Origin of the sequence: Teredinibacter franksiae (assembly GCF_014218805.1) — a bacterium.
Classification (GTDB): domain Bacteria; phylum Pseudomonadota; class Gammaproteobacteria; order Pseudomonadales; family Cellvibrionaceae; genus Teredinibacter; species Teredinibacter franksiae.
The window spans coordinates 2362108-2388229 of record NZ_JACJUV010000001.1 but is presented as its reverse complement, the minus strand read 5'-3'; the positions used below and the strand labels follow the sequence as shown (position 1 = coordinate 2388229).

At 44.5% G+C, this 26122-nt stretch carries 20 protein-coding genes; 17 read left to right on the top strand and 3 right to left on the bottom strand.

Annotated elements, in window-relative coordinates; translation table 11 throughout:
* The first annotated feature begins 30 nt into the window (after positions 1–30).
* The gene (locus H5336_RS09890) at positions 31–912 is read left to right on the top strand and encodes a LysR family transcriptional regulator (RefSeq protein ID WP_185233733.1); all 882 of its coding nucleotides are present in this window, start codon (positions 31–33) and stop codon (positions 910–912) included.
* Positions 913–924: 12 nt separating this feature from the next.
* Here the strand turns inward: H5336_RS09890 and nhaR are convergent, their stop codons facing one another.
* A complete protein-coding gene (gene nhaR, locus H5336_RS09885; RefSeq protein ID WP_185233731.1) occupies positions 925–1824 on the bottom strand; it encodes a transcriptional activator NhaR in 900 nt (299 codons plus the stop codon).
* Positions 1825–2027: 203 nt separating this feature from the next.
* Here nhaR and H5336_RS09880 point away from each other — a divergent pair, with 203 nt between their 5' ends.
* From H5336_RS09880 to H5336_RS09815, 14 genes are all read left to right on the top strand, one after another.
* Positions 2028–2480: a hypothetical protein gene (locus H5336_RS09880; RefSeq protein ID WP_185233729.1), complete on the top strand. Its 453-nt coding sequence runs from the start codon at positions 2028–2030 to the stop codon at positions 2478–2480.
* 30 nt (positions 2481–2510) lie between these two features.
* Positions 2511–2918, top strand: a complete 408-nt coding sequence (locus H5336_RS09875) for an HPF/RaiA family ribosome-associated protein (RefSeq protein WP_185233727.1) — start codon at positions 2511–2513, stop codon at positions 2916–2918.
* A 59-nt stretch (positions 2919–2977) separates the two neighbouring features.
* A complete protein-coding gene (locus H5336_RS09870; protein WP_185233725.1) occupies positions 2978–3619 on the top strand; it encodes a CBS domain-containing protein in 642 nt (213 codons plus the stop codon).
* 107 nt (positions 3620–3726) lie between these two features.
* Positions 3727–4194, top strand: coding sequence for a Rap1a/Tai family immunity protein (locus H5336_RS09865; protein WP_221628025.1), 468 nt, complete (start codon positions 3727–3729; stop codon positions 4192–4194).
* Positions 4195–4313: 119 nt separating this feature from the next.
* Positions 4314–5201 (top strand): protease HtpX, encoded by an 888-nt coding sequence (gene htpX / locus H5336_RS09860; protein WP_185233723.1) that lies wholly within the window; start codon positions 4314–4316, stop codon positions 5199–5201.
* A 403-nt stretch (positions 5202–5604) separates the two neighbouring features.
* The gene (locus tag H5336_RS09855) at positions 5605–6168 is read left to right on the top strand and encodes a Na+/H+ antiporter subunit E (RefSeq protein WP_185233721.1); all 564 of its coding nucleotides are present in this window, start codon (positions 5605–5607) and stop codon (positions 6166–6168) included.
* On the top strand, positions 6165–6422 hold the full coding sequence (locus tag H5336_RS23795; protein ID WP_185233719.1) for an MrpF/PhaF family protein: 258 nt from the start codon (positions 6165–6167) through the stop codon (positions 6420–6422). Before H5336_RS09855 ends, H5336_RS23795 begins: the two co-directional genes overlap by 4 nt.
* Positions 6419–6730, top strand: a complete 312-nt coding sequence (locus tag H5336_RS09845) for a cation:proton antiporter (RefSeq protein WP_185233717.1) — start codon at positions 6419–6421, stop codon at positions 6728–6730. Before H5336_RS23795 ends, H5336_RS09845 begins: the two co-directional genes overlap by 4 nt.
* The gene (locus H5336_RS09840; RefSeq protein ID WP_185233715.1) at positions 6730–7038 is read left to right on the top strand and encodes a hydrogenase subunit MbhD domain-containing protein; all 309 of its coding nucleotides are present in this window, start codon (positions 6730–6732) and stop codon (positions 7036–7038) included. Before H5336_RS09845 ends, H5336_RS09840 begins: the two co-directional genes overlap by 1 nt.
* Positions 7039–7042: 4 nt before the next feature.
* Entirely contained in the window at positions 7043–7780 is a 738-nt protein-coding gene (locus H5336_RS09835; protein WP_185233713.1) for an MnhB domain-containing protein, read from the top strand.
* Entirely contained in the window at positions 7777–8091 is a 315-nt protein-coding gene (locus H5336_RS09830; protein WP_185233711.1) for an NADH-quinone oxidoreductase subunit K, read from the top strand. The genes H5336_RS09835 and H5336_RS09830 overlap by 4 nt, the downstream gene beginning before the upstream one ends.
* A complete protein-coding gene (locus tag H5336_RS09825; protein ID WP_221628024.1) occupies positions 8088–9590 on the top strand; it encodes a complex I subunit 5 family protein in 1503 nt (500 codons plus the stop codon). The genes H5336_RS09830 and H5336_RS09825 overlap by 4 nt, the downstream gene beginning before the upstream one ends.
* Positions 9591–9652: 62 nt before the next feature.
* Complete coding sequence (locus H5336_RS09820; protein ID WP_221628023.1) at positions 9653–12745, top strand: complex I subunit 5 family protein; 3093 nt, start codon at positions 9653–9655, stop codon at positions 12743–12745.
* Positions 12746–12776: 31 nt separating this feature from the next.
* The gene (locus H5336_RS09815) at positions 12777–13718 is read left to right on the top strand and encodes a universal stress protein (RefSeq protein WP_185233707.1); all 942 of its coding nucleotides are present in this window, start codon (positions 12777–12779) and stop codon (positions 13716–13718) included.
* Between the two features lie 593 nt (positions 13719–14311).
* Here H5336_RS09815 and H5336_RS23400 read toward each other — a convergent pair.
* Positions 14312–14521 carry a transposase gene (locus H5336_RS23400; protein ID WP_281385494.1) on the bottom strand — a complete coding sequence of 70 codons (210 nt, stop codon included), beginning with the start codon at positions 14519–14521 and terminating at the stop codon, positions 14312–14314.
* 113 nt (positions 14522–14634) lie between these two features.
* Complete coding sequence (locus H5336_RS09805; RefSeq protein ID WP_185233705.1) at positions 14635–15372, bottom strand: IS630 family transposase; 738 nt, start codon at positions 15370–15372, stop codon at positions 14635–14637.
* Positions 15373–16291: 919 nt separating this feature from the next.
* Between H5336_RS09805 and H5336_RS09800 the strand changes: the two genes are divergently transcribed.
* Both H5336_RS09800 and H5336_RS09795 read left to right on the top strand, forming a co-directional pair.
* Positions 16292–25357 (top strand): SpvB/TcaC N-terminal domain-containing protein, encoded by a 9066-nt coding sequence (locus tag H5336_RS09800; protein WP_185233703.1) that lies wholly within the window; start codon positions 16292–16294, stop codon positions 25355–25357.
* Complete coding sequence (locus H5336_RS09795) at positions 25357–25776, top strand: type II secretion system protein GspG (protein ID WP_185233701.1); 420 nt, start codon at positions 25357–25359, stop codon at positions 25774–25776. The genes H5336_RS09800 and H5336_RS09795 overlap by 1 nt, the downstream gene beginning before the upstream one ends.
* Positions 25777–26122 lie beyond the last annotated feature (346 nt).

The following is a 26122-nucleotide window of genomic DNA, read 5'->3' as shown; positions in this document are numbered from 1 at the left end:
TTCAATTATACAGGTTTCAAATGAAATGTATTGTTTTTTAGTGGCCCGCTAGTAACCCAACCCAGTGTTTCCAATCAGGTCAAAAAGCTGAGTCAGGCGCTTAATATTGAGCTCTACGAAGTGATCGGTAAAAAAATATACCTTACCCATGCGGGCGAAGAGGTTGTACGTACAGGCAAAGAAATTTTTGAATCCATTAACAGACTCGATGAAAGCATTAACAATATAAAATGTGTGAAGTCAGGCTTGCTTAAAATTTCAGTGGTAACCACGGCAAAATATTTTCTCCCCCATATGCTTGGCCCATTTTGTAAGTTATACCCTGAGATTGATGTTGAATTTAAAGTAGGCAATCGTGCTCAAATTATTGAGCGACTTAAAGCCAATCTAGATGACTTTTATATATTCAGTGACCCACCAGAAGATCTCGACATCATCCGCCATCAGTTTCTACCCAATCCATTAGCCGTCATTGCCTCCACTGACAACCCGCTGAGCAAACGAAAAAAACTACGATGGGAAGATCTAGCAGGCGAGAAGTTTCTTATGCGCGAGCATGGTTCAGGCACCAACAACGCCATCATCAATCATTTAAAAGAACATCAATTAAAAATTGATAAGAAAATGGTGATTGAAAGTAATGAAGCGATAAAGATATCCGTTGCGGAAAACATGGGCATAGCCATTATTTCGGCTTATGTACTCTCCAGCTCAAAAGAAGACGGATTAAAACAACTACGTATACCGACCTTCCCAATCATGTCGTATTGGCAAATTATTCATTTACGAGAAAAAAGGCTGTCGCTCATTGCACAGCATTTCTTAGAATTTGTGCTAAACAAACGTCAGGACATATTGCCGATGAAAAAAATCGAAGCGCATATTAAAAAGTCCCTGCAAAAAAGTTCATGAATGAAAGTAGCATCATGAAAAGATATCTTTAGCGGCGTCCACCAATAGCTTAACGGCTGGGTGTTTGATTTTTCGTTCTGGAGAAATAGCGTAAAACCTTTCACTAACAGCCTCAGTTCTACCAATGACTGAGACACCGTATTGCTCCGTCACATGCGATTCAATCGTGCTCGGTGTAGTAAACACACCATAACCCGACTGGCCAAAAAACTTCATAAGAGCACTATCATCAAATTCAGCTACTATCACCGGGTTTATTTTTTCATCATCAAACCAAGACTGTAGACCAATTTTTTGATTGGATTTATCTCCACAAATAAGAAAAGGATATTGGTCTAATGTTTTTGGAAAGCCTTTCTTTAATGAGGACGCCGTATCATTAGTCGAATAGAAACTAACGCCGCACTCCCCCAAATAGTGATTATATGCTTTAACGGCCACGCCGGGAGCCAAAGCCCTATCCGAGATAATCAAATCGATTTTATTCAGCGCCAAATCAGCCAGCAAATCACCATAGTCACCTTCACGGCTCACTAACTTGATAGATTCATCCAAATCAAAACATTTTTCTAAAATATTGAATGCTAAAATTTTGGGTATCACATCCACAACACCAACGGTAAATACGACACTTTGCTTAGGATCATGCATATTAAGAGACTGCTGAAGTTCAAGCCCTAATGCAAATATATCCTCTGCATAGCTATAAACCAGTTTACCGGCATCATTAACGATTAAGCGCTTACCCTGCCTATCAAATAATTTAAGACCTAAGTACTCCTCAAATACAGTGAGCTGACCGCTAATAGTCTGTGGGGATAGGTGCAGTAGCTCGGCAGCCTTCACAATGCTGCCCTCTCGAGCAATGGTAAAGAAATAGCGTAAATGGTTGTAATTTAACTGCTGTGCCATGACGGTTAGACCTTTATGGTGTATTCCAATTGAGCAATAACAAGACTGAAATTATCGTTGATGTTTTGTTATTGCTTATAGTTTATACGGTTTTTACGATGTTTAGATCAATTATGTACGACTTTTCTTGCTGTTTTTTAGTACCTATAGTTTGAACCTCATGAAACGCAACACATTCAACCAAGGCAACAGCGAGGATCACCATGAAAAATAAACGTTTAAAAATCTATGGTTTAGCCATACTTTTTGTCGGAATGGCTGGGCAAGTGCAAGCAGATAAGCCACTACCAGAACTATGTAAACCAGGTATATCGATGAATTCAACAGGGGTGGTTTCAGAAAAATGCCTTAACGACTTAAACCTTGGCTTCGTAGATAAAATTAAAGACAAAACGCAGGATAAAATAAACCTACGAGCAAGCCTCAAAGAAAGCAGCCAGCAGCAGAGCATAGAAAACAACGTATTTGATACCTTGGTTGCAGGCTCCGTGAACAAAATTGACAGTGATTTAGTTTTGCGCGCATGTACTGCCGAAGAAAAATACCGGCCGGAACTTATCAATAACATGGTTGACCGACTCGGATATTCGGGAGAAAAACGAACTGCAATTATCGAGTCATTCAATGAAATGATCTATCGAGGCAATATTTGCTAGAGCCATACAAATAACTAATAGATGAGGTTAATGATGAAATTAAGTATTAAGTTTAGAAAAGTGGCAGCCAATGGCGACCTGATTGACTATGTTAACCGTCGAATCTCTTTTGCATTTTCTCGAACCAAACATGCAATACACAGTACCGAAGTAACCATTAGCGATATTAACGGCCCCAAAGGCGGTATAGATAAAGAGTGTCTCGTTGTTATCAAACCTGTAGGAATGACACGAATTGTCATTTCAGAGCGCAGGGCTAATTTGCAACAAGCTATTGATCGATGTATCACCAGAGCCAACCAAAATCTAACGAGAAAGATAAAACGTAATCGAACATCATTATATAAATTACGCCCCTCAAAAAAATCACCAATTGAATCAACAGGCGAATCAGCTATGAGCACCGACAATTATTTAACCTTAGAGCCATCATATTGATCCCATAACACGGAGTTTTTGCGTTAACTCAACAAGCTACCCCACTGGATTAACTTACAATGTTTTCTATTTATGCACGAAGCGGAAGAGTATTTTCAGGGCCATTAGAACAATTACGTCGTATCGAAAAGACAGCGGCAACTCGCTTCAGGAAAGTTTCGCTTGAAGACGAAGATGAAGACAACTCGCTATATTATGTTACTGATAAAAGTTATGGGCCATCTAATAATAAATTGGCTCAATATAAAGAATCACTGCGAAGCAAAGGACAGCGTGAACCTGTCTATCATGCCTATCAAATCATGACGTCTTCGATTCATGTATTGATGTCAGATTGGAATCTCACCAAAGCTGTTGAACAGTTTAAAAAGCACCCCTATCAAGCGCTACCTATTGTAAACAGTAGACGTCAACTGATCGGCGTACTATCCAGACAAAAGCTTTATGAATTTTTTCTAAGCACCGATCAGAAAAGTATCTCGATTAACAAGACAATCGAGCAGTGCTTTTTAACTGCAGAATCTCAAATATACTCAGCTGACCCTGTTACCGACATTAGACGCATTGCAACATTACTCGTCGAGGAAAGCTTAAGCGTCTTACCCATTGTCGAAGATACCGGTAGGTTAGTCGGAATTGTGTCACGAACCGATATATTGCGCTCTGCCATTGCTGACCCTCCTTTATCGCTATGGTGTTAATAAAATATGGGGATACAAACCTGTACTAGAGAAAATATGCCTTAATTTTTGAGGTTATTTTTTTATCAAACTTTTCACATTTTTTAATATTTATTTGGGGCAATATAATGAAGATAAAACTATTTTGTACGATCAGCATACTTGCTTTACTTGTCGGAGTGAACAAAGTGAATGCCGTAGAACCACTTTCGGCCACGGAACTGGCTTCGCACTGTAAAGTTTTTCCTGAACAGGCAGAAAGTATCGATGGTCAGTATTGCATTCGCTATATTCAAGGCTTTATTGATGGCGCTGTAGCTACGGATGAGCGAGTATTGATTAACATAGAAGCGGAATTAGAAAAGAAGGAAAGCTATTCCGAGAGGGCCACTCGAACTCGAGCATTTAGCTTGCGTGATCGTGCTGCACGTTATGCAGAGTTTTGTCTTGGTGACCCTATCTCATTATACGAAGTTGTTACCCGTGTGGTTGGCGACTTTAAAAAGAGTGAGCTGGCAGCAGACGCTATGGCGCGAACTGTGGTTTATACCTCATTACGTAAACACTACCCTTGTGAGCCTAACGTCAAGAGCTAGTGGTTTTTTGTAGGAGCTGCTTATTGCAGCTATTTAGTATGTTTGACTATATTATCGATGCCGGTTCCTGATAGTCAGTAGTATCTATTTTTAAAACCGTTAATACGACAGGAAAATAAATGAAACGCATCTTATTATTTCTTATGACCAATATTGCCATCATGGTGGTGTTGAGTATTACGCTGAGCCTACTGGGTGTTGATAGCATATTGGCCGAAAATGGTTCTGACCTGAATATTCAGGCGCTAGTCATACTTTCAGGTGTTATTGGTTTTGGCGGATCTTTCATTTCATTACTGATATCGAAATGGATGGCAAAACGTATGACGGGGGCGGTAGTGATTACCAATCCAAGTAGCAATATAGAAAAATGGTTGATTAGCACGGTCGAAAAGCAGGCAAAAATTGTCGGCATAAAAATGCCGGAAGTAGCTATTTTTCCATCACCGGCAATGAATGCTTTTGCCACTGGGGCATCTAAAAATAAAGCCTTGATGGCAGTATCTCAAGGCTTGCTGGACAACATGTCGCAAGGTGAGGTCAAAGCCGTTGTCGGACATGAAATGAGTCATATTGCCAATGGAGATATGGTGACGCTGGCTTTAATTCAGGGAGTGGTAAATACATTCGTGGTGTTTTTATCTCGTGTTATCGGACATATTGTCGATCGCGTGATTTTGAAAAATGATCGTGGACACGGTATCGGTTACTTTGTGACGGTAATAATAGCGCAGGTTGTTTTATCCATCCTTGCATCAACCATTGTGATGTATTTTTCTAGAAAACGTGAATTTATAGCTGACACCGGTGGTGCCGATTTGGCAGGCCATCAGAATATGATCAGTGCGCTTAAACGACTTGGTCAAGTGGAGCCTGAACCGTTACCGGAACAAATGGCTGCCTTTGGTATCAATGATAAAGGTGGAATTATGGCGCTGTTTTCATCACACCCACCCATGGCTGCCAGAGTCAAAGCGCTGGAAGAGCGGGCAATGAGAAGCTCTTAAATGTAATGTAGGTTCGATCAAGCCAATCACCTCTTAGTGACCATCATCATCTACAGCTCGGGGTCAGAGTGTTTCTATCAAGAAAACCCCCTTGCTGTTCATCGTCTTGGCTCTTCGTCCAAATTACTTAAACGTACTTACTCAAAAATAATTGGTGAAGGATACATTTATACGATCGTAGCTGAACGTAAAATCAGTCACCCAGCTGCTTTATCGATTTATTAAACTAAAGAGCCGTATATTCTCGAGCTAAACCAGTGACCTAGCCCTCCTATATTTTTTATATCAGATATTCATCGGATAATACGATCTAATCTCTCATTTTATTCGTATTGTTCTTACTTGCACCACTGTTAGTATGATAGCCCTAAGAATGAAAATTAATCGGTAACTAAACATAATCGTGACCAACCGTAATGAAAACACACTTCACCCCAGCCAAGGCAAAACGTCATTAGCAAGCTATGAGTTTTTTATACGCTTAGCCGTGTTCAGTATTATTTGGCTACTGCTGACTGAGTGGCAACTAAGCTCGTTAATTGTGGGTAGTATTTTTATTGTTGCCGCTAGTTTATTGAGTCTCTACTTGGCACCCAAGTATCGACACACAACCCCGTTATTAAAGAGCCCTAAGAATATAGTTTTATTCTTAGGCTACTTCTCTGTTCAATCTGTGCGGAGTGGTTGGGATATTGCAAAATTAGCGCTTATACCAAAATCAAAAACATCGCCTGGCATTATCCATTACCGCACTAAGTTGATCGATGACTCGCAGGTATTCACCTTAATACAGATTCTTAACTTACTACCCGGTACCGTCAGTGCCTGTCGTGACGGGCAAGACCTTTCCATCCATGTATTGGATCTACGTTCATTTAAACAATCTGACATCGACGATTGCCAATGGTGGGTTACTCAATTGATAGGGGCTGAGCAAGAGCTTCAACCAGAGGTGAGTAAATCATGACTACTTTTCTGCTATCCCTTGTTATTATTCTGGCTTTCTTTCTACTCATAAGTTTGTTGTCTGTATTACGTACGCCTAATTATGCTGATTGCCTGCTATCAACTCAATTGATCGGAACCATCGGCGTTGCTATTCTCTCAATTTTAGCCATTGCAATAGACCAGCCGAACTTACTTGATGTCGCGTTAATTCTTGCATTGCTCACGTCAATAACACTGGTCACTTTTACACAGCTTCGTGGTCACTCTCTATGAATTTAACCGAGGTATTTAGTTATCTATTTTGTCTGACGGGTCTTTTCTTTTTCCTCGCAGGGACTGTCGGTTTAATCCGGTTTCCAGACATACTTAGTCGTATGCATGCACTAACCAAAGCCGATAATCTTGGCCTTGGCCTCATTGTCATTGGATTATTACTACAAATTCCCCCTCTGATTGATGCATTCAAATTAATCCTCGTTTGGGGTTTAGTTATTTTTTCCAGCGCTGCCTCTAGTTACCTAATCGCTTCAGAAGTAATCAATGAACAATCACTGAGTAAAAAATCAAAGGGGAATAGTTAATGAGCCTTATTACCGCCTTTGACGTATTACTTATGTTGAGTATTTTGTTAGTTGCTTGGATGAGTATTTTTTCAGCTTCACTATTTCGCTGCATCGTATTTTTTGTCTGCTTAGGACTTCTGGTCACCATCGTTTGGGGGCGAATGGGGGCATTCGATGTCGCTATTGCTGAAGCCGCTATCGGTGCAGGTTTATCTGGCTCTCTACTGCTCGCTGCATGGAACCGTATTAGGCCAACTACTGGACAAACTATACCAACACCGAAAGCAACACCTAAAACTATCGACCTAAATAGCCAGAGCAGATGATCGTATGTTTAAAAAAATGGATCTTGAATACCATGGCCGCGCACTTGATCCAAAGGCATCGAGAGTCATTGCGGCACTAGCCGTTATAGGCCTTTTATTCACACTCATTTTGATTGTGTTGAATCATGATGCACGCGGCGAAGGTTTACGGGGCCAGGTTGAAGCAAACATCGATATCAGCGGCGTCACTAATCCCGTCACCGCAGTGTTACTTAACTTTCGCGCCTATGATACGTTGTTAGAAATTGGCGTATTACTCATTGTTGTTATCGCGATTCTACCGAGTCGCAACGATAATGCCCCTCTCGTTCAATCTATTGGCAACCAACATACCGACATTGTTTTAGTGACTCTACAACGCTGGATAGCACCAACTTTAGTAGTATTTGCAGGGTATCTACTTTGGGCTGGCGCTTATAAACCGGGCGGTGCTTTTCAGGCTGGCGCATTACTTGCAGGCACCTGTGTTTTGATGTTTCAAACACAGCGCTACCGTATTAATTACACATCAGTGATTGCCCGCTATCTATTGGCCGCCGGTTTAGCCATGTTTGTCATTACCGGTTCATTACTCGCTTGGTTTGAAGGTAGTCTCCTTACTTACCCACCGGGCTCGGCTCATATATTGATATTACTGATAGAGACTATTGCTACTGTCTCAATTGCAATAGCGCTCGCCGCGCTTTATAGCAGCCTTATCGAAAAACCTCTTTCGGACATGAGTAGTGAGGGGCATAAATGATAAATTCAGAGCTACTCTACAGCATGACGGGTGTGGCACTGTTTGCCATTGGCTTGCTGGGCGTCATCTTGGCAAGCCATATCATGCGAAAAATATTAGCGCTGAATGTCATGGGTGTCGGTATATTTATCTTCTTAATCGCCTTCGCCAAACAGAGTGCATCAACAGCAGACCCCGTACCTCACGCCATGGTATTAACCGGTATTGTTATTGCTGTTGCCGGCACAGCACTGGCTTTAAACCTAATGGTTCGTCTTAGTGATATAAACCGATCTAGCTCGGAGAAACCATTCCCGGAGAAACCACTGTGATAAATGGTTTAGACCCGGCGACATTATTGCCTGTCATCGTATTTTTACCCTTGGTGGCTGGGCTGATAAGCTTTCTTATAAGCCACTCAATAAACCAAGGTCGCATCAATGTAGCGTTTGCCTGTTTGCAATTTCTAGTGGTATCGCTGACCACCATTCTATTTTTTAATGAACAGTCATATCAGAGTGATCGTTATGAAATTGGGGCTTGGGGCGCACCGCTCGGCATCGATCTGGTAGTGGATGGTTTTTCAATCTTAATGATTGCGCTGACTGGACTACTCACGCTAATTTTGACCATTTACAGTGCCGCGTATTTCTCAGGCGACCATAAGAGTCAGAGATTTTGGCCCTTGTGGTGGCTAATGATCGCAGGACTGAATGGGCTCTTTGTCTCTGGAGATGCCTTTAATATTTATGTTTGCCTTGAAATTATAGGGCTATCAGCCGCCGCACTGGTAGCGCTGCAATCAACCAAAGCAGCGCTAGAAGCATCGTTAAGATATTTGTTAGTTGGGCTTTTGGGCTCACTGTTCTATTTAATGGCTATCGTTATTTTGTATCGTAGCTATGGCACCTTAGATCTCGCTCAGATCGCAGCTAGCGCCGGTAATAGTCTTCCCGATAAAGTCGCGATGATACTAATCTCCCTTGGGCTTATGCTTAAAATCGCACTATTCCCTATGCACTTTTGGCTACCACCAGCACACGCAAACGCGCCGACCCCGGTTAGCGCGATACTTTCAGCGCTCGTTGTTAAAGCGTCACTATATGTATTAATCGAATTTTGGTTTGACGTATTAGGTGACGCGACTACGTTTGAAGCCTCTCAGTTACTCGGAGTTTTGGGCGGCACGGCAATCATCTATGGTTCTTGGCAGGCTTTTCGTGCCACGCAATTAAAAGTGCTGATCGCATATTCGACCGTCGCACAACTCGGATACATCTTTTTACTATTTCCCTTAAGCAAGGACCTGTCGGGCATCAGCACATTTTCAGGCAGCGCTTCACAAGCTGCCGTTTATTTCATCGTTGCTCATGCCTGCGCCAAAAGTGCCATGTTTTTATCAGCAGGTAATCTAATTCTCTCGCAAGGTAGTGGTGACATTGCTCAGCTAAAAGGTATAGCAACTCGACAGCCACTTAACTTACTAGTGTTTGCCATTGCCGGCGTCAGCTTGATAGGTCTACCGCCAAGCGCAGGTTTTATTGCAAAGTGGCTACTGCTTACAACCGCTATTGAAAGTGGCCAATGGTGGTGGACGTTCGTCATCATTACCGGTGGATTATTAGCGGCTATTTATTTATTCAAGATACTCGGCTTAGCATTCACTAGCGATCAGGGTAGCGCCGAGATAAATAGTCTTCCACCAGCACACGTTCCTAAGGTGCTAACAATAACCGCACTCATGCTTGCGCTCATTACACTCGCACTGGGATTCAATGCAGAGTTTATTCTCAACATCAGTAATCCATCAGTCAGTGCGGTGACTCTATGAACATGAGTGTATTGCTACCCGTGCTAATAGTTTTAGGGCCTTTTTTATCGGGCTTTGCGATTATGGCCGTACCTGAGCACAAGTTTGCTCTGCGTAAAAATATCAATATAGCCGGCTCGATTATTACCTTAGGGCTTATCGGTTTACTGCTTTGGGGAGTTTTCAACGGCTTAAACTTTGAAACGCGACTACCCCTCTTACCCAATATAGATCTCGTTTTACACGGGGACGCATTATCACTGTTGTTCGTGAGCCTCTCTGGCGTGTTATGGCCGTTCACCACAATTTATGCGATAGGATATTTTAAAAAATCAAAAAACCAAAGCCGCTTTTTTGCCTTCTTCAGCTTATGTGTTGGCGCAACGATTGGATTGGCACTGGCGGGAAACTTAGCCACGTTTCTAATTTTTTATGAACTGCTGACGCTAACCACTTACCCACTGATCGCACACAAAGGTAACGCAGAATCCATCAAAGCTGCACGAATCTATCTTACCTATACGATGATTGGCGGTGCCTTATTGCTGGCCGGAGTCGTTTGGCTCAAGGCGATCGCTGGCTCTCTAGACTTTACCTCGGCAGGCTTATTAGCTGACATGCCTTATCTTGATAGAACACACCTACAAATAATCTTCGTATTAATGATTGCCGGTCTCGGCGTTAAAGCCGCCCTCTTCCCCCTACATGGTTGGCTGCCTGTATCGATGGCAGCTCCTGCGCCGGTGAGCGCCCTACTGCACGCAGTCGCCGTGGTAAAAGCCGGTGCCTTTGGAATCGTACGAATTGTCTATGACATCTACGGGATAGAATTTGCGAGCGACTTAGGGCTAACCATATTCTTGGCCGCAATAGCGGGGTTTACTGTTGTCTATGGTTCCGTTCTAGCATTGAAGCAAGACGATTTAAAAAGACGCCTCGCCTACTCAACCGTTAGCCAAGTGTCTTATATAGCCTTGGGAACAGCAATCGCAGGGCCGATAGCCACGATCGGTGGCTTAGTCCATTTAGTGCACCAAGCACTGATGAAAATCACGTTGTTTTTCTGTGCGGGTAACCTTGCAGAAACCCTCGGTATTCATAAGGTCAGCGAAATGAAAGGCGCCGGTAAACGCATGCCACTCACTATGGGTGCATTTACCATTGCGGCGTTTGGGATGATTGGCGTACCGCCTATCGCAGGATTTGTTTCAAAGTGGTATTTAGGTGCAGGGGCACTAGAGGCCGATGCTTATTGGGTTCTTGGCGTTCTTGCCGCAAGCAGCCTACTTAATGCCGCTTATTTTTTACCGATCATTCACGCTATATGGTTTGAAGAACAATCCGCACCCTGGAAAAAAGATCACACAGAGTTCAAGCTAGAAACACATTGGATGTTACTTTTACCGCCGGTGGTGACAGCATTAGTTGCTTTGGCAATGGGACTGTTTGCGTCGACTATTGCCAGCCCACTAGCCTGGTCTACGCTAATCGCAACAAAGGAATACCAGACGGCCTTCCCTGATCTAATGGGATTAGCATTGAATTATGGCACCAGTAATCCATGGATTTTAATCCTACCAACACTGTTATTGGTGATGATGCTGTTTAAGCGTTTAACCCATCTAGCCGTTAACTTAATTCCACTAGCTCCATTGCCTGGACTTTTTGCTGCGTTCTTTATCGTTAATAATGATTTTACACAACAGGCTTTTCTAGCACTGACGTCTGCCATTTGGTTTATCGCCGCACTCTATGCCAGATCCTCTTTAGCCAGCGACACAAAACGAACAAGATTTTACTTGTTTTTCCTTCTCACGATGATTGGCAATTTAGGCGTTGTCTTATCCCAAGACGTTGCTTCTTTCATCGGGTTTTTCGCATTAATGAGTTTTTCAGCTTATCCATTGATTCTCCATTCAGGAAGTGACGAAGCAAAATCAGCCGCAGCCACTTATATTAAATGGGTAGTGCTTGGCGAAGTTATTTTATTCGCAGCACTGGTTGGTAAAACGTATTACGCTTATTTAGGTGGCTATGATGAATCACAGGTTTGGGTAACCGCATTTTTATTAATAGGCTTTGGTGTAAAAGCGGGTCTTGCGACGTTACATGTATGGCTTCCAAAAGCTCACCCTGTTGCACCCGTGCCTGCAAGTGCCCTATTAAGCGCAGTCATGGTGAAGGTCGGCCTGCTAGGCTGGATACAGTTTTTGCCCTTAGGTGAAGACGCAATCCTCGTATTAGCACAACCCATGATGGCACTCGGTTTTTCTGCCGCCTTCCTCGCCGCTGGGTACGGTTTCTTTCAAGACAATGCAAAAACGGTGTTGGCATATTCCACAGTGAGTCAGCTTGGGATTATTAGTGCAAGTATTGGCTTTGTATTGGCCTACCCGGCAAGTTGGGAATTGTTATTACCCGCGATAACTTTTTTTGCGCTGCATCACGGCATTGCCAAAGCCACTTTATTTTTTGCTGTTGGACTGAAGACAGAATTAACCCAACGCAGCCGGCTTACACCTATTCTCTGGTTACTGATACTGGTACCCGCTGTATCTTTAATTGGCCTCCCACTAAGCACTGGTGCTATCGCAAAAGCATCACTCAAGAGCGCGACATCAAATTGGCCGCTATTTTCGAGCCTGTTAGTTTTTAGCGCAATAGGCACGTCTTTATTGATGGGACGGTTTATTGAATTAATGCGAAAACCTACAAAGCCTGAACCAAGCTCAGCAGAACCACAATGGGGTCTTATCGTACCGACGGTTCTTTCAGCGCTACTGTCAGTGGGTTTGCTATACGCAACGCCGGCTTTTGAAATTAAGAGCTATCTAGGCCTTTGGTCGACGTTTAGCTGGGCAGCACTGTGGCCTGCAGCTGTTGGCATAACAATCGTATTAATCAGTTCAAAACTACGTGCTAATCTAACCGCCCCAGTAGCAGGCGACCTATTAGTTATCTATCAAAAGGTTGGGCTATTACTTATCGCGTTTATACAAAAACTTGAGAAACTGGGCTCAAATACCTTAACCAACATCAATAACGCACTCAATAACTCAGCAATAAAATTGCAATCCTCGGCTAACAGCTTAAGCAACCACCTGGCAGTTGATGCGCCAGGCACCATTATGGCAGTTATTCTGGCGACTCTTTTCTATACCTTTTTAACTAACTAATTGTGGATCATTCATTCACAGGAGAATACCAATGAAACGTTTTAAAAACATACTGGTAAAAGTTAATGAAATGCAATCACCTGAAACCGATGTTGCCGTTTTACGTAGCATCGAGCTGGCAAATAAAACCGGCGCAAAAATAATTTTCTTTGATGTCGTTGAACCACATGAATCCTTTCTTAGTACGTATGCTGATATTTTTAGTCCGACTGAACTCAGTGAATTTATTATTGCTCAGCGTCTCAATCAGCTGAAATACCTAGCACAAAATCTACAAAGTGACGGTCTGGAAATATCCGCTCAAGTGTCTAAAGGAAAAGTTTTTATAGAAGTCGTCAAAGCCGTGATCATGAATAAATGCGACCTGCTAATCAAAGTCGCAAACACAAGTGAAAAAAGTTTTGACAGTAGTGACTTTCATATCATGCGTAAATGCCCTCAGCCTGTATGGCTGATTAAAGAAAATCAGCCCATGGGCGTCAAAAAAATTCTCGCAGCAGTTGATTTATCGATGGAACAACATGCAGAAGGACGTGCACAGAACAGAATGATTATGGATATAGCAACATCACTGAGCGAGTTTAAAGAAGCTCAGTTAACGATTTTTTCATGCTGGCGGCTCTATGGAGAAGAAACATTGAGGCATGGCGCATTTACACGAATTTCTCCCGAAGAAGTTGATGCACTATTGAAAAAAGAAGAACAAGAGCATCAGAAAAGCTTTGACTCCTTGGTTAAAGAATATGAACATTCAAATTTACACCAAGTATTAACAAAGGGCACGCCTAAAACACTCATTCCAGAATATGTTAATAGCCATGATTTCGACACTGTTGTTATGGGCACTATTGGACGTTCAGGAATCCCTGGGCTGTTGATAGGCAATACCTCAGAGACGGTACTCCAATCTATCAATTCATCAGTGATCACACTAAAACCCGCCGACTTTTTGTCACCCATACAGGGGATTTAAATTCACAACTTCCGGTCAAGTACTTACCGAAGTTGGTTAAATTAGTACTTGAAAATATCTAGTAGGAGGCGGAATTACTTCCGCCGTCTTCTAAGACCACCGAGCATACGGTTTAGTAGCACGCCGGTTCACGAGAAACAGTTGAGCCGCTGATTGGGGTCACGAATAACTAGTCTAGACCATAAAAAATAAAAAAAAAATAAAAGGACATCCAAAAACTTGACATTAACAGTGAAAAACCCTGTGGCTGAGAGGCTGCGGGGTTTTTTTATGTCGCGTTTTCTCACTGATTGACGCATGAATGAGGTGGGGGCGGTTTTTATATATCGTTAGTTTTATCGATAAAGCGCCTAGTATTGTCAAAAAATAATGTATAAATCAGTGAGTCGCCTAGGGGCTGCGTGTGCCCGCGAGTTTAAATCTAAGGGGTGTGATATTTAACAGGTCCAAATGTTCGGAGTTGGTACTTTCGTGAATATTTTTCAACAATAAGGACTAATAATAAGCTTTACTAAAGTCAAAATGTAATTCGTTTCTATGAAATTTCGGCACCAATCGTTTAAATCACTTGTTTAAATTAGGTAACATACTACCTAGGCAGCAGCAAACGATACAGTTGCCTCTTGAAAAAACGATTTAATCAGAGCCTTATCCCGTTTGATACTTTCCAAATCTAAAACGGCACGATTCTTTAGTGATTCCCCCTTCTTAAGTGGCTTTTTTGATGTGCCGGTATTTCTCATCTGATTCCACACAAGCTCGTCTGGGTTTAAATCCGGTGCGTACGGTGGTAGAAACACCATTTCAATTTTTCCTTCAAGTGTTTCAATATAGTCCGTGACCTTCTTTGATTTATGTACGGGATGCCCATCAACGATGAGTATGACGGGGTGGTTACGGCCTTTTTTGAAACTTTTTAAGCATTCAATACATTTATCCGCATTAAATTTTCCGTCGAAAACGTGATACCAAAAGCCCCCTTGTTTGATAACGCCGAGATCGCATTAATTGCCTGTCTTTGACCGCTTGTTCTGACGACAGGTGTCTTTCCTTTTTCACCCCAGGTACGCTGTAAAGGATCATCAGAACGAATAGTGGCTTCATCCAACCAAAATATCTCAGCCCCTTTCTTTTTAGCGTATGCCCTAACTTTAGGGTAGACGTCGTCAACCCATTCTTGTACCGCTTTCTCGTCCCGCTCATAAGCTCTGCATAGCGGTTTTTGTGGCGTCAAGCCCAATCGATGCAAAATTTTACCGACACCGGAAATGCTTAGGATAACGCCAAACCGTTCAAGAATTAAATCAGCAACAATTTGGCGTGTCCACAAACCAAAATCAAACCCATGCTGCCTAGGATCTCCGCCGATTATCCACCTCTTTATTTCTTGCTCTTCAAGATCGGATAGTGTTCGATTGCGTCCAGTGCGTCCAGTGCGTCCAGTGCGTCCAGTGCGTCCAGTGCGCGCCTTGGGAGCCAGAGCTTCAATTCCTTTTTCACGCGCTAAACGCAACCAAGTGAAAATTGTTCGGCTTCTAAGGTCGAAGCTGCGTGTCACTTCGGCCGCACTTTCACCATTATGCACTCGCTGGGCGGCTATCTTGCGAACTAAATACTGCTCTTCTGTACTAAGTTGTCTTGCGTCATTTTTCATGACTTCAATTGTACAGGCTTCAAATAAATTGTATTAATTTTTAATGGTCTTCTAGTGCATGCAGTAACGTAGCCGTACCGTTCGTTGCCTAGTGTTTCTTTTCAGGGTAAGGCTCCGCTACGAGCACTAAAAAGGCTAATACCGCTCCGCTATAACAAGTTGCGTAAGCGGACGCGATACCTGCTGGCGTTTGCAGGTGACTGGTAGTTTTCTGTTGTCATGCACACCAATTATATCGTAAGATTCAACCGGTTTTTAAACAAGCCAAAAATAATAAGGGAATATTTATAAAAAAAAGGAGTGCTCTACCTAGCCGGTTCCACATCAACTGCCAGCGTATGATTGCTGCCTTCGGTACCTTTAGGTAAGAGAAGTTTCGCAATGCTTCCCTGTTGGAGTGGATTCCGAAATTTAAGTTCCTTCCTCATTTTGCGAATACTTTTTGGTAAGGGCTGCTCCCTCGCTTGAATTAAACGCAGAGGTAGGCGTTATCCATCCGCCCCAAAATACATTTTGTATATTCATATTATCTCATAGGATGATTTCTGTGTTTCTAATTCTCGAATTAATGTGTTTTTATACCAAAAGGCTAGTTTGTCTATTAGGGTTTTCAGTTTTCGCCTTTTCTGCTATGTCGGCGCAATCGGCATCGTTTTCTGTTTCTTCAGCAGATGCGAATGGAAAATTTACAGTGTCTTGGTCTGGTGCGAGAACCTATGCAATTATTGCAGAGGTGGGTGTCTCATCATGGACGCGTATTACATGGTTGTATGCGGGAATCTCTTCTTGAGCATAACTAAGTATGTTATTCGTCGAACCACAAGGAATTAGTATCGTGTTTTCAGTTCTCGCACTTATATGTTTTTATACCAAAAGGCTAACTTGTCTATTCTGTTTTTCAGCTTTTGCCTTTTTCTCTATGTCAGCGCAATCTGCTTCGTTTTCAATTTCTTCGGCAGATTCGAACGGAAAGTTTACTATATCCTGGACGGGAGTAAGAACCTCCGTTTCTATTTCTGAAAAGGTTGGTTCAACTTGGCGAACTGTGGTGGGCTCCACTCAATCGGGTTCAAAAGATTTTACGCGTGGTGCCGGCAGCTATACGTTTAACATGATGGATTGTTTGAATTACACCACACCCTACACCACCGTAAATGATTGTAAGCAAGTAGCTGCTCAGTCGATAACGGTTATTGCCAAGCCTGGCTCTTCCCCTAGCTTAAGCACTGCTACGAATGATAGCGATGGCTCTTTTAGTCTTACTTGGAGTGGTATACCGGGAGCAACATCCTACAAATGGAGAGAGCGGGAAAATGGAGGTGGTTGGGGTTCGGCTGTTACTGCAGCTAATTCAGGCGTTCCTCGTAATAAAACTAATGGTGTTTGGGGTTACCAACTTGCGGCATGCAATAGTGTGGGTTGTGCCGGTTTTGGTACCGAAAAATCAATAAACGTTGCTCTTAAGCCGGGTGCTCCTTCCGCGATATATATAACGCCGGAAGAAACCGCAGGTAAGCTTACAATTAGTTGGGGTACCGCTTCTGGTTCGGTAAGCCATTATGAGTTACAGGAAAGCAGCAACGGCGGTTCTTCTTATTCGAATACCTTCACTATTGACGTTAGCTTGCCTAAAGAGAAAGTGCGCACCAAAGACCCTGGCACTTACCGTTACCGAGTGAGAGCCTGTCGAAAATCGGGTAGTTATAAAAATTGCAGTGGTTGGAAAGTGTCGGATTCTGTCGTAGTCCCGACCACAACCTTTACCGTACCAGCAACATCGTCGCAGGCCACCTTTAGCCTTTCATGGTCGGGCGCGCGAACTTACGCCAAAGTTGAAGAAATAAATGGGCCCACAGTAACCTCCCATGGCGGAAAGTCCGGCAGTGTTAATGTAACGCGCAGTAACGGCACTTATACTTACCGCTTAATTGATTGCGTTACCTATACGAATCCCTACGGTGTTCCAGGCGAGTCCTGTGCGCAAGCCGCAGAAAAAACAATTGTTGTCGCTGCGCCCCCTCAGGGTGTGCCAACCATAACCAGTGCAAGCAATGATGCAAATGGTGACTTTTATGTAAAATGGAATTCCGTTGATGATGCAACCCGCTATGCTTGGACAGAAAAGTTGACAACCAGTAGTAGCACCCAATCCGGTTCTACTTCCAACTTGCAGATAAAACCCTCAATTAAGGGCAACGGTACTTGGGTGTACACCGTACAAGCCTGTAATGCTCATGGTTGTGCAGGCGACAAGGCGACTACCTCTGTAAACGTAGCCATAGCCCCAGCCATTCCCAGTAGCATTAAAATAACGCCAGCTCTGGAGAGTAATAACTATACCGTGTCGTGGTTAGCTAATGACTCGAGCACAACAAGCTATTACTTGGAAGAAAGCAAAAATGGCGCAGGCTTTAAAAAGGTTACACTACAAAACCCAACCAGTTTAAGCAAAAGTTTTGATAACTCTTACGGCACCTATAGCTACAGAGTGAGTGCATGCCGCGCTACCGGAAACTATACGAGCTGCTCTAACCCCATAGATTCTGAAGCCATACTGGTTACCAGCACTACATTTAATGTTGAGACCACCAGCACCGATGGCGAAATAGCCCTCTATTGGAGCGGTGCTGAGACTTACGCCATAATAAAAGACATAAGCCCTGGCAATGAACAAACACTTAAAGCTAGAGGAGCAACCCAAGGTAGTACTACGGTAATTCGGTCAAATGGCACTTACTCCTTCGAGTTTACCGCCTGTGCGGAGTACGTTAATCCTTATGGTACCAGTGGCACCGGTTGCGGTTCCCGCAAAGTAAAAACAATTACGGTTAGTGTTCCTGCACCCATAATTACAGCCAGCTTCGATTCCTCATCCATATATGAAGGGACAAACGCGCAGTTGAGTTGGAATGCCACAAAGGCCGATAGTTGCACCGTTTCGGGTTTGCCTGGAGTGGCTGTGCAAACAGGTCTTTCGGGTTCATTAATCTATACCGCGCCCACAGAAATAAATAACGAATTTAATGTAACGGCGGAAATTAACTGTAGCGGTTTGGGTGGCAATACATCCAAAGTGGTAGCGCTGGCGGTTAACAGGTTAATTGGTGTGCCCGAGGAAAGCATTAGTTCGGAAATTCAAGCGCCAGTTGTGGCCAGTGCCTCGTTAGTCTCCATAGAGGAGCAAAATGCAACGGACCAAGTTGGCGTCATCGCCGGTAGTTTCAGGGTGAGTGAAATGGGGGCAGCAACCTACTCCATCCCCATAACCTTGGCTGCGGGTACGGCTGGTGTAACCCCACAATTAAGCGTGGGTTATTCCAGCGGTGCAGGCAATGGACTGTTGGGGCAAGGCTGGAATTTGGGGGGGTTAAGTTCAATAAGTCGTTGCCGCCAAACCCTGCATCAGGACGCTCAAGTACAGCCAATAACCTGGAACAATACCGATAGGTTTTGTTTGAATGGCCAGCGTTTGCTGGTGCAAGATGGCGCCGTTTATGGTGAAGTGGATAGCACCTATAAAACAGAAATAGACAGCTTTGTATTAGTTACTGCACACGGTGGTGCGGCTGGTTCTCCAGATTATTTTACTGTGCAAGCTAAAGACGGTTCAACTACCACCTATGGGGGCGCGGGCGCAAGTGTTTCCGAGCAACGAGTGTATTCCGAGGCGGGAGAGCAGCAAGATAAAATACTCAGTTGGTTTATCCAAAAGTTTGAAGACAGCGTAGGCAACCCCATTCGCTATATCTATGAGTCCACAGCTGAGCACCATCAATTAAGCGAAATTCGTTATGCCTATGGCAGTTCGGTAGACGATACCAATGCCTACAATGCCAAGGTTACATTGAATTATGGCGAAAGCGCCCGAGTGGATGCCTCGCAGGCGTATGTAGGCGGTTATGCAGTAAAAAATGATAGCCTACTGCACGGTATAACGGCCTATAGCAATAATGAAAGTATTCGAGAATATAAATTTAATTATGGTGACTATAAGCAATCCTGGAGGCAGGGCGCGGGTTACCAATTACAAAGTGTGGAAGAGTGTGTAGGCAGCGTATGTTTACCTAAAACCGAATTTTCTTGGGAAGCAGAGAGCACGGCCTCGGAGTACAGCGAAGCCGATACTAACCCGCTTTATGGGCCCCCCTTATTTCTGGATGCGTTACTGCAGAACGGCTACGCCGATTTTGATGGTGACGGAGTGTCTGATCTTTATCTTATCTACCAGCGCAATGGGGATTGTTACCTGCGCGCGGCTGGCGTTAGCTTTCTACAGCAATCTTGCGCAGGTGATAACAAAATTTTTCCTTTAGATTACAACATGGATGGGCGTGCAGACCTAATTGTGCAAAATGACAGCCGTACCCGTTTGTATTTGTCTACCCTCGATGACAACAAGGCATGGACAATTAGCGAGCAATCGGTTGCAGATGTCTCCTTACCCAGTGGCGAATACGAAGCTGTCGCAGATATTGACGGCGACGGTATGGTGGATATTTTGGCACACATCGAAGATGACCATCAAAACTACAGCGCGTACTCATTGATTAATAATACAAACGCTTCCGGGGATATTCCACCATACGTATTTTCAGCAACAGGCACGTCAATCAGTGTTGATACCAGTAGCCTGCCAATGTTGGAAGGCTTCTCGCAAAACTCGTGGTCCTTGGGCCCGCACCCCAGTAGTGTGCAAGCGGATTTTAATGGTGATGGCCAATTGGACTTGGTTTTAGTGGGAGCCTATCTAAAAGAATACGATTGGACTCTTGCTGATCCAGCGCCACAAAAAGTTTATGGTCGTGCGATTTTCACCTTTATTCGCAGCGCAGGCCAATATGTTTATTATGGCCAGGCTGAAGTCACTGCAGATGGTTATTCACAAAGAACGGTCTCTGCTGCTACCGATATTGAAGACATTCTTTATCCAGACCGAGCCGGCAGGCAAGGCATATTTATCGACGTTAATGGCGATGGCCTAACCGACGTATTGGGTGTGAGTGAATACCAACTCAATACTGGCTCCGGTTTTGGTGCTAGAGTGGATTCAGGCCTAACTTGGGGGCCGGAGAATGTAGCGGTAGATTTTAACCGCGATGGTCATATCGATATTCTTAGCCATATCGACCGTTCTAACGCCGGAACGACCTCAACTCATCGCTACCTCTCTGCTTGGAACCCCAGTACTAAAACATACGATATCGATGCTCGCATCGATGCACGCCCTGCAACAAATGTTAGTTTCGAATCTTACGCCGACGTCAATGGCGACGGCTGGTTAGACCTTGTTAGTTACGACTATGCAGAAGGCAAATTTACCTATAACAACCACGCTGCAGCGGGCCTATACCCCCAAAATATACTCAAAACCATTACCAATGGTTTGGGAAATACCACCGAGATTCAATACGAAACCTTAAGTACTTCACCGGCCTATACCAGCCTGCGTGGCGTAAACGAGAGCGAAACGGATATTGAGCAATGTGATCTGGTTCAGAATGTCTATGGCTCTGGTCATAGCGCAGAAATTTGCACAAATGTAGCCGTCAACACCCTTAATGTTCTAGATTTTATGGAGCAAAAAAGCAACCCATTGTGGTGGTTGCCAGAAGAGGCGCAACAGCTATCCCTACAAGAAAAAATGCCGCTTATAGAGGCAGCTGCGCCGCTATTTGTTGTTACCAATGTTACCAGCAGCTCGCCTACCGCTGCGGACACGGAAGCAACAGCAGGAGTGGCCTATTTCTACCATCATTTACGTGTGCAAGCGGGTGGCCGTGGCATGTTGGGTTTTGAAAAACTCGCGACAGTGGATTTACAAACAGGCACAAGAACAACCACCCAATATCGCCAAGATTGGCCCTTTATTGGTATGCCGCAAAACACCGAAGTTCGCAGCGCGGCAGGGCACCTGCTTAGCCGTTCAACAAGCAATTACAAGGCCGTAGGGCTGGATAATTATACCGCTGCCAACATCTTTGCGCAGGGAACCCAAACAGCAGGCGCACTACAGGTGTATGCGCAAACGAGCGAGCAAACGGCCTATGCGCTACTGGCTAACGGTACCGCGCAAGGCGAAGCCGTAAAAACCCTAGTGACCACAAGCCAGCAAGACAGCTACGGCAATGTTGAGCAGCTTAGTACCGATACCTACGCAGGCGATAAAACAGGTGCAGCTTTTGTTAGCACCGAAACGATAAACACCTACGGAGAAACAAATGATGAAAAGTTTTTGGGCCGCTTAAGTGCTTCAACAGTAACAACCACCCGCCCAGACGCAACCCCCAGCACTACAGGTTCACGCACGTCCACTTTCAGCTACTACGACCTTAGCGGAAGCTGTACCAGTTCAGAGCACGGTGCCGGTGCAAACTTAGAGGGCTTATTGTGTGACGAAACCGTGGCCGGAGGTGCAACCGTTCGCCATTATTATGACTTGTTTGGTAATGCTACCTTTACCCAAAGCTTCTCCGCCATTGAGGGAGAGGGCTCTCGTGTAAGTTCTTACACACAATACGATGACATTGGGCGTTACGCAGCCGCAACCTATACTGCGTATAACGCGGAGGCCGTTACCGGGCCTGCGGAGGGAGTTAGCAGTGTTTACAGCGCTGCAGTGGCTGCCATCCCCGGCGCTGCGGTTGTCAAGACTAGCCAAATACCGGAAGGCGAACGCAATAAATTTGGTGCGCCCACGCAAAGCCAGGCTTACACTGGCGATCGTTGGTTAACAAGTTACATGGCGTACACACCTTTTGGTAACCTCTATTTTACCGCCAGCGATAGCGGCGGTTATAAAGCCTCCACCGCCACTACAGCCAGTACCCAATGCCCAACTGTTACCCGCTATGTTACCCGTGAGCGGGCAGCCGGTGGTGGAGAAAGCAAGGTATGCCACGACGTATTAGGGCGAGCGGTACGCAGCCTTAAAAAAGGTTTTGACGGGGAATGGATAAAAACCGATACCGACTATAACAACATGGGCCAAGTTGTAAGGAGCAGCGAGCCATACACCGGGGAGCAGGCGAGCTACTGGACCACCGTCACCGGGTACGACCTACTAGGGCGCGTTAAAGCTAGCCTGTTACCGACAGGCGCTACAACCAGCGTGAGTTACGACGACCTACTTTTAACAACCACCTACACCAACCCCTTAGACCAAATAAAAGTTGAGGGAAGAAACGTACTCGGTGAAATTACTGGGGTAACAGAGGGCACAACGGCAACAGCACATTACCAATTTGACCTGTACGGTAATCTTACAAAACTCAAAGACCCCGCCCAAAATGAGACAGACATTACCTACAATGATTTGGGCCAAAAAGAGTCTATGAACGACCCCGACAAAGGCGCTTGGCAGTATTTTTACAATGGTTTTGGTGAGCTTTACTGCCAGCAGGACGCAAAAGGGCAAATCATAAAAAACCAATACGACTTTGCTGGTCGCTTAATAGCACGGCAGGATTACACCGCAGGCAGCTGTGTAAATCCTACGGGCCTTAAAGGTAATGCACAATGGCAATACGACACCGCCAGCAATGGCCTAGGCCAACTGGCGCTGGAGAAAGACTTAACATCGGGTTACATTCAGCAGCCCTACTACGACAACTTTGCTCGAGTAAAAACGGTTGCCACCACCCTTCCGGGAGACGCGCTGCAGGCGACTGAAACGCACTACGCCAAAACTGTCTACGACCAATATGGCCGTGTATTCCAAAACTTTGACGCCGCGCGCGATGGCGAAAATTTTGATACAAACGGCACGCAAAACAAATATAACAATTATGGTTACCTAGAGAGTATTCGCAACGCCGATGAAAATGCGCCAGACGGCGAGCGCGTGTATTACCAAATTGATACTGTAAATGCACGTGGGCAAGTAGAAGAAGCCACCTTGGCCGATGGCGCCATGAATATTTCAAAAAGTTATTTTTCAGATTCTGGCTTAGTGCACGAAATACAAACGCTTGAAGGTGGGCTGTTGCCGCTACAGCATTTGGTGATGGAGTGGGATGTTGCAGGCAACCTAGAAAGCCGTGAAGACTATGGTTTAAATGAAAATCTAGACATACAGACCCGCGAGCAAAGCGAAAGCTTTACCTACGACGGCCACAACCGCCTCGAAACCTATACCGTTAACGGTGTAACCATTACCGTAGCGTACGACGATATTGGAAACATCACCAGCAAATCCGATATGGAAAACGGCGCTACCTATAATTATGGAAATGAAGCCGGCCCCCACGCTGTAACGTCTATTGGAGGAAAAGGTTATCGTTACGATGCCAACGGCAACATGATAAACGATGACCGAGGTCGTATATTAAATTACAGCGTCTTTGAAAAAGTTGAACACCTTAGCAAGGGTTCCCGTACTACAAGCTTTGAATATGGAACAGGCCGCAATCGTTATAAGCGCATAGACGAGAACGAAGAAACCGGTACCAGTAGCGTTACTTTATACTTGGGTAGTGTGGAAAAAATTTACCACTCCGACAAAACCCGCGAGTGGAAACGCACAGTCGCAGGCGGCGTACAAATCACCCAGAAATTTGATAGCAGTGGTTATGCGGGTAGAGAAACACACTACCTATTAAAAGACCACTTGGGATCTGTTAACTTAATAACGGATCACACTGCCGAAATAAAACAGCTAATGGCGTTTGACCCTTGGGGTGCGCGGCGGGACATGACTGACTGGAAGGCCTCTGCGGTTGCCAGTATTGCGAATATCTATACCAGTAGTTTGCCGTTTGAGGTGAGTTTTTATAAGGATCAGAAGCCGATAACTACACGTGGATTTACCAGCCATGAAATGGTGGATGAAATGGAAATTATCCATATGAATGGGCGGATATATGATGCTAAGATTGGGCGGTTCCTTCAGGCAGACCCGGTTATACAAGCGCCGACTAAAATAGCCAGTTTAAACCGCTATTCTTATGTTTGGAATAATCCGCTGAATGCTACTGATCCTAGTGGGTTTAATGTGTTTTCGGATGCTTGGAAGAGTATTAAGCCGTTTGCGGGGATTATTCTTGGTGCTATTTTGGTTGTTGCGACTGCTGGTGGAGCTGCTTTAGCTTCAAGTTGGTTCCTCCAAAGTGCTGGTCATGCAGCACTGCTTGGAGGAATTACTGGCGGTGTTGGAGCTGCGGCCAATGGAGGTAATGTCCTTAAAGGAATTGCGTTTGGGGCCCTTTCGGGTGCTGCGTTTTACGGCGTTGGCAGTATGTTTGATACAGGGGGCACGCTTGCGGGATTAGCCGGTGGAGTGAAAGAGTTTGCGCAAGCTGGGATGCATGGGCTTGTGGGAGGTGTGCTCGCGGAGTTGCAAGGTGGTGAATTTGGGCATGGTTTTTTAGCGGCAGGGATTGCTAAAGGGTTTTCGCTTGGAGCGGCGGCTATGACTGATAACGTAGTGGCGCAGTTCATGGCGGCTACTTTGGCTGGGGGTACGGTCAGTGAGATGACGGGTGGTAAATTCTCTAATGGGGCGCAGACTGCGGCTTTGGCGTTTGCTGTGAATCAGGCGGCGTCTGGTGCGACGAAGGGGATTAAGGATGCTGCACAAAAGGATGAAACAGAACAGCAACGCATGGGAAGGCTGCTCAACAATGTTTATGAAGACTACCCTGAGTTGAAAAAACTAAATATTCAAGTCCGAGCTGTTGATGATATTGATGGAGCTGTTGGTCTATATCAAGGTGGCCGTCGAATTGATATCAAGGCTGGGTTAGGTGATATTGGTACTCAAGCTACAATTTTCCATGAGGCGCTTCATGTGGATGAGTCCGTCGCTACTACTTTGTTTGAAGGTAAATGGGAGTATGGTTTAAAGGAAACTCTAGGGCCTAGCCACTTTATGCAACATGATCCGTGGATCGATAAAGCTGGATCTCAATATCAACATTATTTGAACTTCAATGGCAGATTGCCAGATGTTAACAAGCCTAATTTAAATGATGCGCCATGGAGAAAGTAGTGTTTACCGCCAAACCGTTATTTAAGTGGTTGTTCTTTATATTTGTAGGATTGGTTTTATTGTCTTTCCTTGTGATCAATATTTACTCTCAAAATGAAAAAGAGTCTTACAGGCATCATATAGTAACTTGTCAGCTCATAAGTTTGAGTCGAGCACTCAATAAGTATCATGCTGATACTGGCACATACCCAGAAGCTCCAGGTGGTAGGTTATTATGGGGTTCAGTTGATGTGGAATTCTCTGATTGCAGGGGTAAGTTTGAAAGAGTTGGAGAATTTATCAGCGATCCTTGGGGAGATGAAATTATTTTCGAAAAGCTAAGTGGAGAGCAGTTTGAAGTTTATTCAGAAAACTCTGAGTTTACTAGATTGTTGCTTTCTGGTGGTAGTGTAATTGGAATTGGAGAAAACAAAAAATAAAGCTACCCAGCTACTGCACAAAAGGGTGGAGATAAGAAATGGTTTTGGCAAAGGTGGAAGGATAAGCATAATGCGCGATATTCGGAATGACCAAAAATAAAAGGACATCCAAAATCTTGACAAGCCTTCCTGGTTCGCCAGCTTCAAGATTAAAGTGCACCGGCAGCACAAGTTAACTACTTTTTAGTTTCTGGATCAATGGTTTGCTTATACCAATCGACACTAAGAGATAGTTGTTTTGTGTTTTAGCTCTTGGGGCTTGCCGCCCCAAACCCCGCAGGTATTTTTGGACAAGTTAATCCTGCTGTACTACGCTAAATTAGCGGTACAGGCCGATGGCCGTGAC